This is a genomic window from Shewanella oneidensis MR-1 (genome assembly GCF_000146165.2).
Lineage (GTDB): Bacteria > Pseudomonadota > Gammaproteobacteria > Enterobacterales > Shewanellaceae > Shewanella > Shewanella oneidensis.
In genome coordinates, this window is the sequence record NC_004347.2 from 3,133,252 (window position 1) to 3,149,409 (window position 16,158).

The 16,158-nt window shown below is 47.4% G+C and carries 14 protein-coding genes; 13 read left to right on the forward strand and 1 reads right to left on the reverse strand.

Translation table 11 applies throughout. From position 1 onward, the window contains the following. Positions 1 to 89 precede the first annotated feature (89 nt). From trpCF to trpA, 3 genes are all read left to right on the forward strand, one after another. A complete protein-coding gene (gene trpCF, locus SO_RS14015) occupies positions 90 to 1,499 on the forward strand; it encodes a bifunctional indole-3-glycerol-phosphate synthase TrpC/phosphoribosylanthranilate isomerase TrpF (protein ID WP_238560600.1) in 1,410 nt (469 codons plus the stop codon). A 119-nt stretch (positions 1,500 to 1,618) separates the two neighbouring features. Next, positions 1,619 to 2,809, forward strand: a complete 1,191-nt coding sequence (trpB, locus tag SO_RS14020) for a tryptophan synthase subunit beta (protein WP_011072928.1) — start codon at positions 1,619 to 1,621, stop codon at positions 2,807 to 2,809. A 5-nt stretch (positions 2,810 to 2,814) separates the two neighbouring features. Then, positions 2,815 to 3,651 (forward strand): tryptophan synthase subunit alpha, encoded by an 837-nt coding sequence (gene trpA / locus SO_RS14025; protein WP_011072929.1) that lies wholly within the window; start codon positions 2,815 to 2,817, stop codon positions 3,649 to 3,651. A gap of 90 nt (positions 3,652 to 3,741) precedes the next feature. Here the strand turns inward: trpA and SO_RS14030 are convergent, their stop codons facing one another. Beyond that, complete coding sequence (locus SO_RS14030; RefSeq protein WP_238560488.1) at positions 3,742 to 4,734, reverse strand: alpha/beta hydrolase; 993 nt, start codon at positions 4,732 to 4,734, stop codon at positions 3,742 to 3,744. 554 nt (positions 4,735 to 5,288) lie between these two features. Here SO_RS14030 and SO_RS14035 point away from each other — a divergent pair. From SO_RS14035 to xthA, 10 genes are all read left to right on the forward strand, one after another. After that, on the forward strand, positions 5,289 to 5,714 hold the full coding sequence (locus SO_RS14035; protein WP_011072931.1) for a hypothetical protein: 426 nt from the start codon (positions 5,289 to 5,291) through the stop codon (positions 5,712 to 5,714). Positions 5,715 to 5,897: 183 nt separating this feature from the next. Beyond that, positions 5,898 to 6,182, forward strand: coding sequence for a DUF2798 domain-containing protein (locus SO_RS14040; protein WP_011072932.1), 285 nt, complete (start codon positions 5,898 to 5,900; stop codon positions 6,180 to 6,182). 576 nt (positions 6,183 to 6,758) lie between these two features. Continuing rightward, positions 6,759 to 8,255 carry a putrescine N-hydroxylase gene (locus SO_RS14045; RefSeq protein ID WP_011072933.1) on the forward strand — a complete coding sequence of 499 codons (1,497 nt, stop codon included), beginning with the start codon at positions 6,759 to 6,761 and terminating at the stop codon, positions 8,253 to 8,255. Next, positions 8,255 to 8,875, forward strand: coding sequence for a GNAT family N-acetyltransferase (locus tag SO_RS14050; RefSeq protein ID WP_011072934.1), 621 nt, complete (start codon positions 8,255 to 8,257; stop codon positions 8,873 to 8,875). The genes SO_RS14045 and SO_RS14050 overlap by 1 nt, the downstream gene beginning before the upstream one ends. Before the next feature lie 24 nt (positions 8,876 to 8,899). After that, complete coding sequence (locus tag SO_RS14055; RefSeq protein WP_011072935.1) at positions 8,900 to 10,792, forward strand: IucA/IucC family protein; 1,893 nt, start codon at positions 8,900 to 8,902, stop codon at positions 10,790 to 10,792. An 84-nt stretch (positions 10,793 to 10,876) separates the two neighbouring features. Further along, a complete protein-coding gene (locus SO_RS14060; protein ID WP_164925735.1) occupies positions 10,877 to 13,090 on the forward strand; it encodes a TonB-dependent siderophore receptor in 2,214 nt (737 codons plus the stop codon). A gap of 124 nt (positions 13,091 to 13,214) precedes the next feature. Beyond that, a complete protein-coding gene (fhuF, locus tag SO_RS14065) occupies positions 13,215 to 14,300 on the forward strand; it encodes a siderophore-iron reductase FhuF (RefSeq protein ID WP_011072937.1) in 1,086 nt (361 codons plus the stop codon). A gap of 155 nt (positions 14,301 to 14,455) precedes the next feature. Then, positions 14,456 to 15,001 (forward strand): septation protein A, encoded by a 546-nt coding sequence (locus tag SO_RS14070; RefSeq protein WP_011072938.1) that lies wholly within the window; start codon positions 14,456 to 14,458, stop codon positions 14,999 to 15,001. After that, a complete protein-coding gene (locus tag SO_RS14075; protein WP_011072939.1) occupies positions 15,001 to 15,300 on the forward strand; it encodes a YciI family protein in 300 nt (99 codons plus the stop codon). The genes SO_RS14070 and SO_RS14075 overlap by 1 nt, the downstream gene beginning before the upstream one ends. Beyond that, entirely contained in the window at positions 15,300 to 16,112 is an 813-nt protein-coding gene (xthA, locus tag SO_RS14080; protein WP_011072940.1) for an exodeoxyribonuclease III, read from the forward strand. Before SO_RS14075 ends, xthA begins: the two co-directional genes overlap by 1 nt. Positions 16,113 to 16,158: the final 46 nt, after the last annotated feature.

The window sequence follows — 16,158 nt, forward strand, 5'->3', positions numbered from 1 at the left end:
CGATGACACAAACTCAATCAGCCACCGCCTTAGGTAAATCACAAGACAAACAACAAGATAACCAAGCATCTCAAGATGTGAGGGGCACGATGCAAACCAGTACCACCCAGGCGAATGTCTTAACCCGTATTGTCGACACTAAAGCCGCCCATATTGCAGCCCTTAAACTGCGTTTTCCTGAGGCAAGCTTAGTCCCCAAAGTCTCTGACCGAAGCCTATTTGCCGCCCTCAAAGCGCCGAAGGCGGGTTATATTTTAGAATGCAAAAAAGCCAGCCCCTCCAAAGGGTTAATCCGTAAAGACTTTGATGTCGAAGCCATCGCATCGATTTATACAAAATATGCCGCGGGGATCTCGGTATTAACCGATGAGCAATTTTTCCAAGGTGATATGGACTATATCCCTAAAGTGCGAGCAAAAGTGAGCCAACCGATTCTGTGTAAAGACTTTTTTGTTGATGAGTACCAAGTCAAATTGGCTGCCCATCAAGGCGCCGATGCGATTCTGTTAATGCTCTCTGTGCTCGATGATGAGCGATACCAGCAACTTGCCAGCGAAGCGGCCAAGTATCAACTCGATGTACTGACAGAGATCAGCAATGAAGAAGAACTTAAGCGCGCCATCGCCTTGAATGCACCGATTATTGGCATTAATAACCGTAACTTACGAGATTTAAGTACCGATCTTGCCACCACTGAGGCCTTAGCGCCCCATATTGGCAGTGATCGCGTGGTTATCAGCGAATCGGGTATTTACACTAACGATCAAGTGCGTCGCTTAAGCCCACTGGTCGATGGCTTCTTGGTAGGTAGCTCAATTATGGCCGAAGAAGATATTGATTTAGCCTGTCGTAAATTGATCTTCGGTCACAATAAAGTCTGCGGCCTCACTCGCCTTGAGGATATTGAAGCGGCGGCCAATGCGGGCGCCGTTTATGCAGGACTCATTTTTGCTGAAAAATCACCACGCGCACTCACAAAAGATGCCGCCAAACAGTTAGTCGAGCAATACCGCGCAGCCAAATTGCCCGCCATTGAATTTGTTGGGGTATTTGTTAACAACACGCCTAAGCTAATCGCAAGTATTGCCAAAGCATGTGATTTGGCCGCAGTGCAACTGCACGGCAGTGAAACCGAGTTAGAAATTACTGAGCTGAGCCAATTGTTACAACAAGCAGGACTTAAGACTCACATTTGGAAAGCGGTCAGTGTTGACGCCACCAGCGGCGAACTCGGTGCCATGCCAAAAGGAGTACAGCGTTATCTGTTTGATAGTAAAAATAATGCAGGGTTTGGTGGCACGGGGCAGCCCTTTAATTGGCACTTACCTCTTGCCCATAAAGCAAAAGCCTTACTGGCGGGCGGTCTTAATGCAGCTAATGCCGCCAACGCGAATGCCCAAGGATTTTACGGTTTAGATTTTAATTCCGGCCTCGAAACCGCCCCCGGCATTAAATCTGCAGAACAGATCCAAACAGCCTTTGCCCAATTAAGGCTCTGATCCGACTAAAAGCGCATTTAAGCGATGTTTGGCACCCATTAAGCAGAAAAGATTGATACATCGATAGCTGTTAATAACCAACGCTAATCGAAATAAATGAATAGGATAAGGAACAAGGTATGTCACAGTTAAAGCTTAACCCTTATTTCGGCGAATACGGTGGTATGTATGTACCACAGATTTTAGTCCCAGCCCTCAAGCAACTCGAAAGTGCCTTTGTTGAAGCGCAAACCGATGAGTCCTTCCAAGCCGAGTTTACCGACTTACTGAAAAACTACGCGGGCCGCCCTACTGCGCTCACCTTAACCCGCAATTTAAGCCCCAATCCCATGGTAAAAATCTACCTCAAGCGGGAAGATTTACTCCACGGCGGCGCACATAAAACCAACCAAGTGCTAGGCCAAGCGTTACTGGCTAAACGTATGGGTAAAAAGGAAATTATTGCCGAAACCGGCGCAGGCCAACACGGTGTTGCCACCGCACTTGCCTGTGCACTGCTGGGATTAAAATGCAAAGTGTATATGGGCGCGAAAGACGTTGCCCGCCAATCACCCAACGTATTTAGAATGCGGCTGATGGGCGCCGAGGTTATCCCTGTGACCTCTGGTTCTGCCACCTTGAAAGATGCCTGTAACGAGGCGATGCGCGACTGGTCTGGCAGTTACGAAAAAGCCCACTATCTGCTCGGCACAGCTGCTGGGCCACATCCGTTTCCGACCATAGTGCGTGAATTCCAACGTATTATTGGTGAAGAAACCAAAAAACAAATACTTGAGCGCGAAGGTCGCCTGCCCGATGCAGTCATCGCCTGTGTCGGCGGCGGTTCCAATGCTATCGGTATGTTTGCCGACTTTATAGATGAAACCAATGTCGAGCTGATTGGGGTCGAGCCTGCGGGTAAAGGTATTGATACCCATATGCATGGCGCGCCGTTAAAGCACGGTAAAACGGGGATTTTCTTTGGCATGAAAGCCCCACTCATGCAGGACAGCGAGGGCCAAATCGAAGAATCTTACTCGATTTCAGCAGGATTAGACTTCCCCTCGGTCGGCCCACAGCATGCCCATTTGAACGCCATCGGCCGCGCCCGTTATGAATCGGCCACCGACGATGAAGCCCTCGAAGCCTTCCAATTACTGGCTCGCTGTGAAGGGATTATTCCGGCACTCGAATCGGCCCACGCCCTCGCCTATGCACTGCGTCTGGCGAAAGAGTGCACCAAAGAAACCATTTTGGTTGTCAACCTCTCAGGCCGAGGCGATAAGGATATTTTCACTGTGTCAGACATTTTAAATGGTAAAGAGGAATAACTAAGATGAACAGCATTTCAAACCAAACTATCCCTCATCAAGCCAGCCGTTATCAAGCAGCGTTTAGCCGTTTAAAAGCCGAAGGCCGTGGCGCCTTTGTGCCCTTTGTCACCTTAGGCGATCCAAGCCCTGAGCTGTCACTTAAGATTATCGACACCCTAGTGCAAAACGGTGCCGATGCGCTGGAGTTAGGCTTTCCTTTCTCTGATCCGCTCGCCGATGGCCCCGTGATCCAAGGCGCAAACCTCAGAGCCTTAGCCGCTGGCACAACGCCAACAGCCTGCTTTGAATTGCTGGCCAAGATCCGCGCTAAATACCCTGAACTTCCCATAGGTTTATTACTGTATGCGAACCTCGTATTCGCCAATGGGATCGATGCTTTTTATGCTAAAGCGCAGCAAGCGGGCGTGGATTCAGTGTTAATTGCCGATGTGCCAGTTGAAGAAGCCGCGCCTTTTATTCAAGCTGCCAAAGCCCATGGCATTGCGCCAATTTTTATTGCGCCGCCCAATGCCGACAGCGACACCCTTGCGAAGGTCAGCCAAAGTGGTGAAGGTTATACTTATTTGCTGTCGCGCGCTGGCGTAACGGGTGCCGACACTAAAGCAGGTACGCCTGTCGAAGAGATATTAGCCAAATTACAAGAGTTTAATGCCCCGCCGCCGCTGTTAGGCTTTGGGATTGCAGAGCCTGCCCAGGTGAGCGCCGCCATCAAAGCGGGCGCTGCAGGCGCAATCTCTGGCTCTGCGGTGGTGAAAATTATCGAAACTCATCAACAGGATGAAGTGAAACTGCTCGCAGCATTAGGCGAATTTACCCGCACAATGAAAGCGGCAACCTAATCGATAACAACAACTTAGTCGATAACAACAACTTGTTTACCCCATGAGCACTGGCCTCTTAAGCGCCAGTGCTCATGTTTATAAAACAGCTTAATCCTTGGCAAAGTGTTGGCGTAACCCCTCAAGCATTTGCTTGCGCTCGGTTAGCTGTTGTCTATCGCTATATTGGATCAGTTGCTCGAGATATTGCTGAGACGGGGTGACTTTATGCCCAAAACGTTCTGACAATACTCCATATTGGTCGATAACTTGCTGTTTACTGAAGCTGTCAGAATAAATATCAATGGCAAAGTCTTTGAACAGATGACGGATCCCATCGTACAAGCCAATGTGACTCACGCTCTGATGCGTCTCCTCGGGATAATACTTGGCCATAAAACCCAGTCCTTTTGGGGCAAGCTTTGTTAGCTTATCGGCGAATGCCAAATTTAAATCCTTATGGTAAGAAGACACGCCAAATCCCGGTGACAAGGGATTATTCGCTATCGCCATAAAGAGTTGCTTCTGCTTAAAATCCCCTTTTACAACCCGCTCTTCCAATAACGTCAAATAATGGGGACTATCGAACCACAGGCTAGTATCGAGGGCGAGATAGGCTGAAAAAAGCGGCCTGTCGGTACGTAGGGCTTCCATCGCCACTAAACCACCAAAGGAGTGACCAACTAACACATTGATCCCATTCGTGCGCAGCTGACTCTCAATACTAGGCGCTAATTCCTTCTCAATAAAGTCTAAAAAACGCCCCGCGCCACCCGTATGCTGATATTGAGGATTGCCTTTGTTGCCGCTCGGTAGCACCAGAGTATGGGTCGGCGTGTAATCCCGCATCCGATTGGTATTATGGATCCCAACGATAATCACCTTGGGAATTTGTGGCATGGTGCCTTGGCTTAAAAACTGTAGCAAGCTAGCCATATGGTCAAATTGATCTTCACCATCAAGGAGATACACAACAGGATACGCCTCAAGCGATTGTGCATATCCCTCAGGAAGCGCAATCACATACTCCCGAGTCTCCTTAAGCAGCCTAGACTCCAATCGCTTGCTTTGATATTCCACTGCCGTGATTGAAGTCGATGTCATACTTGCCAAAAATAAAACAAATAAGGATAAAAAGTGCTGCACTGGATATGGCTTCCTATTAGACAAATATCGAGTTCTTAATAACGGCGCATGTTGTGCACAGATAATGTTAAATCAGTATGTTACTGTTAGGATTGCGAGTCGCATCTCTACTTCATTCTGCTCAGGGATTTTCACTATATGGCTTTTATGCGCTCTCAAATGACAACTATTGTCATTTACCAAATATCGGATTTTGATGTTTTGCCGCCCAGTGTGAACAGTCGATTTACAAAATTTACCCATGTTCTTGTGCCACAAAGAAGTACGCATTGACGTTTGAAGATTGAATGTTGTTCACTCTGGCAAACTCGAGCACAACATTAACAATGAAGGCAACTCACCTTTCTGCTTAGCCTCACAATGCGGCATAAAACCATTGCAGTTTGAAACCTTGACCTTAGTAAAACTGTCAAAGCGGTAGCTTATAATCATGAGCAAGTGTCATATCTAAGGCCGAAAGTGTTACTCTAACACTGCAAATATTACGTTTTGTTATGGAAAATGGACTTTTTATGCAGTATCGAATCTATATTCTCGACGTCAGCCCTTGGGGCTGCGGTTTTCAAGGTGAAGTCGCCGCACAATGTGACAATGGCGCCCCAGTTTGGTTTTACTATCAGGGCAATGATCAACAAGCTAAGCAACGTTTCCCCATTAATCAATGGGTAACGGTTGAACTATTTGGTCGTTTAGCCAAGGCGAATTTGCAAACTGATATTATTGAACATCGCCAAAGTCTGCAATTTCCCAAACATAATTGTCACTTTGAAGCATCAGGACAAATTGTCGAAATCACCCAAACACCCGATGATACGGTTTACTTACTGCGCTCAAGTTTTACCTTGCCCTTTGATAATGAGCTCGGTACTTCACCGATTTCTCGCGGTCATTGGGTGAACGTTACCGGGGAGTTATGGGCAACCAATTGGCAAACCTAGGTTATAACACCATTCGAACTCCTTAATTGCCCAACGCAAAACGACCGGTATCTGCATAGCTTTTGCCGTGCTTTGCCCCTAAAATGGCGAACGGATTGCGCTTTGGGTTTACATAAATACATGTAAATCTTAAGTACTAATCAGCAAGCTCTTTCGCCTAAGTCACACCCTGTTGAGGTTTCCATGTCCAGCTCACACTCTGCATCCAATAATAACAGCCGCACAATTTTTGGTACGCCAAAGTTACCCGCAAAATACGCCACAATTGTGATGCCATTTTTTCTTTCTATTTTAATGAGTTGTATCGTTTCTGGGATCAGTACTTTTAACGGTGTCGGTACATCAGCACAATTTGTTGAGCTCTGGTTGAGCGCATGGTTTATCTCTTGGGTGGTGGCATTCCCGACTCTGCTGATGGTATTGCCCCTAGTGCGTAAACTAACCGCGGCTTTTGTACAATTACCTTAAACTCAAACAATCTTCCCTTCTTTTGACTCCACAAAAAGCCATTTTTAATATGGCTTTTGCGTTTGCTAAGCCACTCTTTTATCGCTGACTCGCAGTGTTCTTTGACTAACTAATTCGGATTTACAGTCGATTTACACTCGGCAGTTATTCACACTTTCGTTGCTCACATCAAAGCCAGCAAAAGCGATTAAGGCAAAAAATCACCAACCGCATAATAACTTAACAACATGTTTTAAATAGATAATATTTATATAAATACTTTTAAACACCTATTAAACCTTCCTTATTCCCAATTTATCAACTCACCGACAAACCGTATTTCAGCTCCTTATTTACCAGTCAAAAGTACGACTCATCCGACAACCTGCAGATGAGAACGATTTGCATTTATAATTTTTAAGATGCTAATTTATTCGTCGTTGTAGTGAACCTGTAACAGCAAATCAGACGGAAAAATTTCTATTTAGCAACACAATGGAATGACTTACACGGCAGCTGCAGAGCGATCAACTCTTCTACTCATCCATCAGTCGATGGTGGCAGCAACCGTTTTAGCAGGAATTTAAGGAGGCGTAAGTGACTACCCCAAAAAAGGAAATCGATCGTACGATTTACGATCTACTCGGCATTGGCATAGGTCCATTCAATCTAGGACTGGCGGCACTGTGTGAACCTATTAATGACTTAAGCTGTTTGTTTTTAGATGCAAAAACCGAGTTTGATTGGCACCCTGGTATGCTGATCAACTCCTCTCGATTACAAACACCTTTTATGTCCGATTTGGTCACTATGGCCGATCCGACAAGTCGTTTTAGTTATCTTAACTTTGCCAAACAAACAAGCAGACTCTATTCCTTTTATATCCGTGAAAACTTTTTTCTCCCAAGGCATGAATATAACCAATATTGTCAATGGGTTAGTAAGCAGCTCAGCAATCTTAACTTTGGTGTTAAAGTCACTCAGGTGAATTACAACGCCGGCGAAGGGATTTACGCTGTCACCGCTATTGATAGACGCAGTGGTAAACCCCTGACCTATCTATGCCGCAAATTGGTATTAGGAACAGGCACAACGCCCTATCTACCCGATAATTGCCCCATTCAAGACCCTCGGGTCATGCATAGCGCCAGCTATATGCAGCAAAAAACTTACCTGCAGAGCCAAAGTGCCATCACAGTGATCGGCAGTGGTCAAAGTGCAGCGGAAATCTTTTACGACCTTCTACAGGATATTGATATTTATGGTTATCAACTAAATTGGATGACCCGTTCGCCGCGCTTTTATCCACTGGAATACACTAAACTGACCCTAGAGATGACCTCGCCAGATTATGTGGATTATTTCCACGAATTGTCGTCGGAAAAACGCCATCGCTTAATCACGGAGCAAAAGTCCCTCTACAAGGGGATCAATGCCGAATTAATCAACGATATTTATGATCTTCTGTACCAAAAGCGCCTAATCAGTAACATCCAATGCCAACTACTGACCAATGTCGCTCTGACCGCAATCGACACCTCGGGCGACAAACTCAAGCTGCAATTTAAGCACCTTGAGCAGGACTATGCCCTAGATCAACTCACGAGTGCAGTGGTCCTAGGCACTGGTTATCAGTACCATTTACCCGATTTTATTCAAGGAATTAAGTCACAAATCGAATTCGACGATCATGGCCAACTCGCCATTCAGCGTGACTATGGTATCGATGTCAGAGGCGATATTTTTATTCAAAATGCAGGGCTGCATACCCACGGCATTAGCTCGCCAGATCTAGGAATGGGCTGCTATCGCAACGCGACGATTCTGCAAGCGGTTTTGGGTTACGCGCCCTATCCGATTGAAACACGAATCGCCTTCCAAACCTTCGCCCCCTGCAATATCGCCGACGCGAAAAGGCAACCGCTTGAGAGCAACACTCACTCAGCGGTTACGCCTTCTAAGACTCGTCAGGGGTTAAATCCATCAGCAAAGTCCGTGCAACAACCCAGTATTGAGCCACAAACAGCACTACGGATAGCTCCCACTGGCGGCAATGTATCGGCCTTAATGGCCCCAAATAAGGAGGCTCAATAATGGCTAGCCAATGGAGCAGACGTTGTGCAGATTCACTCTCAAAACACATTGTAATCAATGAGTTTGTATTTAAACCCCTAAACCTTGAGCAAGACATTCCTATGCTGCAGTCATGGTTAAACCAAAACTATGCCAAGTTTTGGGGCATGCAGGGGATGACGCAAGCAACCATCACAGCCGCTATGGCGCCCTCTGAACACAAACTGGCGCTGATTGGGGAATGGCAGGCAAAACCATTGTTTATGGTGGAACTCTACGATCCAGCCCATGACGAAATTGGCCAGCATTATCAGGTTAAGCCGCTCGATTGCGGTATGCATTTAATCCTTGCGCCGATTGAAGGCAAACCCGTTCATGGCTTATCCCGCAAAGTGATGGCGGCTATAGCCCAACTTATCCTTGAAACCCTCGCGTTTACGCGACTGGTGGTCGAACCGGATCAGCAAAATCACAAAATTCACCGCTTAAATTGCCAGATTGGGATCCGTTATCAAAAAGCCATCCAACTCAGTACCAAAGCTGCGTTTTTAGGTTTTTGCAGTGCCCAAAACCGCCAGACGGCAACTCAAGCGGCCCCCAATTGCCGAGTAAAAATCGCCCTGTTACCCAGTCACTTTTAACCTAATCACTTTGTAGGTGAGCCGATGAACTTAGCCACTAACGCCTTATTACTCAAACGATTCGCCCAAACCGAGTTGCCGAATATCGAGGCCTTACCCTCTTACGCCCATGTGCCCGCTCATTTAACGCCCCAGCATTGGCAGGCTGCCAATCGCCATTTGGTGAAAAAAATCCTCTGTGAGTTTACCCATGAGAAGCTCATCACACCACAGATTTACGCCCAAGGCGCAAAGGTAAATCACTATGAGCTCAGGTTAAATGACTGCACGTATTACTTTAGCGCGTGCCATTATCAGCTCGACCACCTTGATATCGCGACAGATTCTATCCGAGTCACCAGTGCGGGCACTGAAAGACCCCTCGATGCCATGAGGCTGATAATCAGCTTAAAAAATGTGCTTGGCATAAGTGAAACCCTCTTGCCCACTTATCTTGAGGAAATCACCAGCACTCTCTACAGCAAGTCCTACAAGTTGGCCCATCAGGCTATTCCTGCCGCCAAACTTGCGAATGCGGATTATCAAACGATAGAGGCTGGCATGACTGAAGGGCATCCGGTGTTTATTGCCAACAATGGCCGCATTGGTTTTGATATGCAGGACTATTATCAATTTGCCCCCGAGAGTGCCACTGCGCTAAAACTCGTGTGGATTGCAGTGCGTAAGGACAAAACTACCTTCTCTGCCCTCGAAGGGGTAGACCATGATACCTTGCTAAAACAAGAGCTTGGTGAACAGTTCACCGAGTTTCAGCAACAACTAATCGCACAGGGGCAAACAAGCGATGCCTTTTATTTTATGCCCGTTCATCCGTGGCAGTGGCGCGAAAAAATTGCCCGCACTTTTGCTGGCGAAATCGCCCGTGGCGACATTATTTACCTTGGCGAGAGCCAAGATTGCTACCAAGTTCAGCAATCGATCCGCACCTTCTTTAATTTAAGCGCGCCGCAAAAGTGCTACGTAAAAACCGCGCTTTCTATCTTAAACATGGGTTTTATGCGCGGGCTTTCCCCGCTGTATATGAGCTGCACTCCGCAGATCAACGCTTGGGTAGCCAACCTTATCGAAAGTGATGATTACTTTGCCGAGCAAGGTTTTGTGATCCTCAAAGAAATCGCCGCGATTGGTTATCACCACAGGTATTACGAAGAGGCTCTCACCCAAGATAGCGCCTATAAAAAAATGCTGTCAGCGCTGTGGCGCGAAAGCCCACTGCCGCATATTGAGCCGCAGCAAACCCTTATGACTATGGCCGCGCTATTACACATAGATCATCAAGAACAGGCACTTATTGCTGAGCTAATTGAGCACTCAGGCTTAAACGCCAAGGAGTGGGTTACGCGTTATCTCAAGCTCTACTTATCGCCGCTACTGCACGCCTTTTTCGCCTATGATCTGGTGTTTATGCCCCATGGCGAGAACCTGATTTTAGTGCTTGATGCCAATATCCCAGTCAAAATATTGATGAAGGATATCGGCGAAGAAGTCGCGGTATTGAACGGTAGCGAGCCACTACCCAAAGAGGTGCAACGTCTTGCGGTCGAACTTGAGGAGGAGATGAAGCTCAACTATATCCTTCTCGATATTTTCGACTGTATTTTCCGTTATTTAGCCCCCATTTTAGATAAGCAAACCGAGGTGAGCGAAACGCAATTTTGGGAGTTGGTGGCAGACAATGTGCGCGACTATCAAACGCAGCATCCGCACTTGGCGGACAAATTTGCACAATACGATCTCTTTAAAGACAGCTTCGTGCGCACTTGCCTGAATCGCATTCAGCTCAATAACAACCAGCAGATGATTGACCTTGCCGACCGAGAAAAAAATCTGCGGTTTGCGGGCGGACTTGATAATCCGCTAGCCGCCTTTAGGCAAAGCCATGCCTTTGGCTCAGCAAATATGAAGCTAAAACCCTAAAGCATTTTTAACCTTAAGTGGGCCTGCGCCCACTTTGGGCACTCATCTGTGCCCAAAAACAACCTAGTCAATCAAACAGCCAAAATGGAATTTAAGATCATTATTATGAAAACCTTTCCCCTCAACCGACTCGCTGCTCACTACCCACTTGCCATCACACGCCCTGAGTTTATCCTCTGCTCAGCCATACTCAGCATGCCCTATGCTTATGCAGATACTAGCGATAACCAGAAAAAATCCACCAAAGACATTGAAATCATTAATGTCGTTGGTGCTAAGGATCTCCACGATAAGCGCTACAAAACCCCAGCGATGAACACGGCTACGGGCCTAGATTTGTCTTATTTAGAGACGCCGCAATCCGTCACCTCGGTCACTCGCCAAATGATGCAAGATCAGCAGTTAAACAGTGTGATTGAAGCCATGACCAGCGTTGCCGGCATCAATGCCCGGCCAATGGACAACGACAGATACAGCATCAGCTCGCGGGGGATTGCGGTCACTAGTATTCTTTACGATGGCGTGCCCACCACCTATGACACCCGTTTTAACTACGGCGATAACCTTATTGATACCGCCATCTACGAGCGGGTGGAAATTGTCCGTGGCGCCACAGGATTAATGACTGGCGCAGGTAACCCTTCGGCTGCGATTAACCTTGTGCGTAAACGCCCAACGCAAGAATTTATGGGCAGCACCTCAGTGAGTGTCGGCTCATGGAACAATCTGCGCGGCATGGTCGACTTATCAAGCGGCTTAACTGACAGTGGTAACATTCGCGGCCGCGTGGTTGCGGCCTACCAGGATAAAGAATCCTTCCAAGACAGATACCAGCAGCAACGCACCACTCTGTATGGAATTGTCGAAACCGATATTAGCGACAGCACACTGCTGACCTTAGGGGCGGATTATCAAGACACCACGCCCGAAGCCACTATGTCGGGCGGTTTGCCGCTGTTCCACAGTGACGGCAGCCGTACAAATTACGATCGCGCCACTTCTACCGCCCCCGATTGGGCCTCGGCGCATACCCAAGGGCTCAATAGCTTCGCCAGCCTTGAGCATCGTTTTGATAATGGTTGGGAGCTAAAAGGCACCTACAGTTATGGCGATAACTCACTGGAATATAATGTGCTGTGGGCTACGGGTTATCCAGATCCTGTGACCAATCTTGGCGCAACCGCAGGTTCCATCGCCTATATTGACGGTAGCCGAACCCAACATAACCTCGACCTACGGGCGCAGGGAATGTTTGCCCTATTTGGCCAAGAACATCAGCTCACTTTTGGCTGGACGGGTCAGCGCCAAGAGTTTGCCAACCCGTACTATTATCCCACGGCCGCCGTACCGCCCTTGGGGGATTTTCGCGATCCCAACTTCCAGTATCCAAAACCGCAGTGGAAGGAGACTCACACCACGGGCTCCTTCGGTGAAACCGAGCAAAGCGCCGCCTATGTGGCAACGCAACTTAATCTGACCGATGCCTTGGCATTGCTCGCGGGGCTACGCCTTAATCAGTGGCAAACCGACCAAAATAACTTTGGCAGTTTGTATGATTTCAACGTCGACAATGAACTTACCACCTATCTTGGCCTGACCTACGCGCTGACCGAGCAATACTCCCTTTACGCCAGCTATACCGATATTTTTGCGCCGCAAACCTTGCAGCGCATCGATGCCAGTTACATCGATCCCGTCAAAGGCAAAAACTACGAGGCGGGCATTAAGGCAAGCTTGATGGATGAAAGCTTAGATATGTCATTGTCGGTATTTGAAATTCGCCAAGACAATGTTGGCGAACGCACTGGCGATGTGTTGCCAGGCACCACTATCCCAGTGTATCGAGAGGTTAACGGCACCCAAACCCAAGGTTTTGAGTTTGAATCCACAGGCAAAATCACCGATGACTGGAATATCTACTTCGGCTACACCCAATTCAGCACCGATGATCCTAAGGGTAATCGCATCAACACAACCTCTCCCCGCCAGCAGCTAAAACTCTTTACCACTTACACCTTTAGCGGCGATTGGAATAAGTTGCAGCTTGGCGCTGGGGTAAATTGGCAAAGCCGAGTCTATCAAACCGTTAACTCGCCCTTAGGTAGAGTCGAAGTTGAGCAAGACTCCTACGCGTTAGCCAGCCTAATGACAAGTTATGCCTTTACCGAGCAGCTAAAACTGAGCGCCAATGTCCACAACGCCTTGGATAAAACCTACTACAGCCAAGTGGGACAATATAGTCAGTTTCAATATGGTACGCCACGAAGCGTGAGTGTGAATTTGGACTACCGTTTTTAACTCAGTGCTTTTAACCAACCTTTTTGAACAAACCATTGCTCATAAAGAATAAGTCAGCCAAATAGTTCGGTGAGCCCCCTAAGCTCACCGCAATTTATCATCCCTCAGCCAACAAGGAGTCATCATGGCGCGCCAAGGAGAAGCGATTCCAACCCTCATCCAATCCGCTGAAATCATCCACTCGGCGAATATTGCCTCGGTAAAATCAGCACCAATCCATTTAACGACACCGCATTTAACGACAACGCATTTGACTCAATCAGCTTTGAACCAAATGGATTTAAACCACGTCGCACAGCAATTTAATCAGCGACTATCGCAGCGGGCTCCCTTTTATGCCCAGCATTTTGTAGCCACGACCAAACCCCAAGGACTCAGTTTTGACTCTTGGAGTCAGCCAGCCGTGTATCAGCAGCTATTACTGAATTTTGCCAAGGCTTATCCACCATTGACCGCGGCGAAAACATCCGCCACGCAGCAAACAGCAAATGCTAAAACCTTGCTTTGCCATAGTCGCAGCTCCAAAGCCCTGCACTCACTTTGGGGACAATGGTATTTTGGACGGTTAGTGCCGCCGATGCTTGAATGGATTTTTCAGGTGACAACCTCAATGCAGATGGCTAAATCTATTGAAGAAATGGATTTATTCCCCCGGCAATTTTTTATTCATCCCCACGATTCAGGTCGAGTTGCAAACGTTGAGTTTTTCCTTAATCGGACGAATCGACCAATCCCAACACCCAATAAATCTGAGTACAAGTTACTGCAGCCTAATCAAACTCGCGGCTTATTATTAACCTGCAATAACCAATCACCATTACAGGATGAACGGCTGGTAGAGCGGCGAATTATCCAATTTATTCAAACTAATCTAGCGCCAAGTGTTGAGCGATTAACCTGTTTAAGCCCTGCGCCGCCAAAGCTTTATTGGAGCCATTTAGGTTATCTTATTCACTGGTATTTGGGTGAAATGGCACTGCCTATGCAGCAGTTTAATCAGTTAACGCAACGACTGTTTCAAACAAGTACCTTTGCCGATGGCACTGTAAATCCACTTTATAACAGCATTAATCTTACTCCCGCTTGCGAGCCAAGCTCAGGGTGTATTCGCCGGGTTTGCTGCTTGCGAAATCAACTAGCCAACAGCCATCAATGCGGTGATTGCCCATTAGTTGCTCGCGCCCAAGCACGTCGGGCCGCACAAGGTTAAGCGATATCGACACAGCAGATGCGCAACAAACGTGCGAGTTCACATAAGATTGCGCGGGTTTCATGCCACAGATCGCAATCGGAGCCCTCTCACGGCTTTTTCCCTCTCGCCCCCCATGCTACACTCAGGCTCAAGTCTTCTAAACCCGATTATTTATGAAACAACTGCTTGATTTTCTACCCCTCGTTATCTTTTTTGCCGTCTATAAGTTTTTCGATATTTATATCGCCAGTGGTGCTTTAATCGCTGCTACGGCACTGCAATTGGTCGTGACCTACGCGCTATACAAAAAACTCGAGAAAATGCACCTGATTACCTTCGCTATGGTGACAGTGTTTGGCACGCTCACCTTAGTGTTCCATGACGATGCCTTTATTAAGTGGAAAGTCACCATTATTTATGCGTTATTTGCGTTAGCGCTCGGCGTGAGTCAGTTACTCAACAAGTCAATTTTAAAGTCGATGTTGGGTAAAGAGATGAAGGTTGCCGATAATATTTGGGCGCATGTAACTTGGTATTGGGTGAGCTTTTTTGCCATCTGTGGCCTAGTCAATATCTATGTCGCCTTTAGTCTGCCGTTAGAAACCTGGGTGAACTTTAAAGTATTTGGCCTCACCGCCTTAACCCTGATTAATACCGTTATCACCGTCTTTTACCTTTATAAACATCTTCCCGAAGATCAACGCAAGGAACTCAAATAATGTGGTATATGATTTCAGCTCAAGATGTTGAAAACAGCTTAGAAAAACGTTTAGCAGCGCGTCCTGCGCATTTAGCACGCTTACAGGAACTGGCCGATGAAGGTCGCTTGCTGGTTGCAGGTCCACACCCCGCTATCGATAGTGAAAACCCAGGTGATGCGGGTTTTAGCGGCTCATTAGTCGTCGCGGATTTCGATTCGTTAGCCACAGCTCAAGCCTGGGCGGATGCTGACCCTTACTTCGCCGCAGGTGTATATCAAAGCGTTGTGGTAAAACCCTTTAAACGAGTTCTACCCTAATGAAAATCGTTTCTTTCAATATCAATGGATTGCGTTCTCGCCTGCATCAATTGCAGGCGTTAATCGACAGCCATCAGCCCGATATTATCGGTCTGCAAGAAACCAAAGTGCACGATGAAGCCTTCCCGCTCGCCGAAGTCGAGGCCATGGGCTATCACGTACATTACCACGGTGGCAAGGCGCACTATGGCGTAGCCATGCTCTCCAAAGTCGCCCCACTTAAGGTGCAAAAGGGTTTTGCAACCGATGAAGAAGATGCGCAGCGCCGCATGATTATCGGCACCTTTGCTCAGGCCAACGGCCGTCCGTTAACTGTGTTGAATGGTTATTTCCCTCAGGGCGAAAGTATTGACCATCCCACTAAGTACCCTGCTAAGCGTAAGTTTTATCAGGACTTAATGGCGCATTTGCACGCTAATCATAGCAATGACGAAGACATCGCCATCATTGGGGACATCAATATTTCGCCCATCGATTTGGATATCGGCATCGGTGAAGTCAACCGCAAACGTTGGCTAAAAACCGGTAAATGCAGCTTCCAACCCGAAGAACGTGAATGGCTCAAAACCTTGCAGGATTGGGGATTGGTGGATACCTTCCGTCAACTGCACCCCGACCGTAGCGAGCGTTATTCATGGTTTGATTACCGCAGCAAAGGCTTCGATGATAACCGCGGCCTACGCATCGATGTGATCTTAGCCACGCCGTCACTGGCCGCACGTTTAGTCGAATCCGACGTCGATTACGAGCTGCGCGGTATCGATAAACCCTCAGATCACGCGCCAATTTGGAGCACCTTTAAAGAAGCCTAACTCGCTCGAGCAACTTCTTTAATCGATAGAAAAACATCGGCCTAGG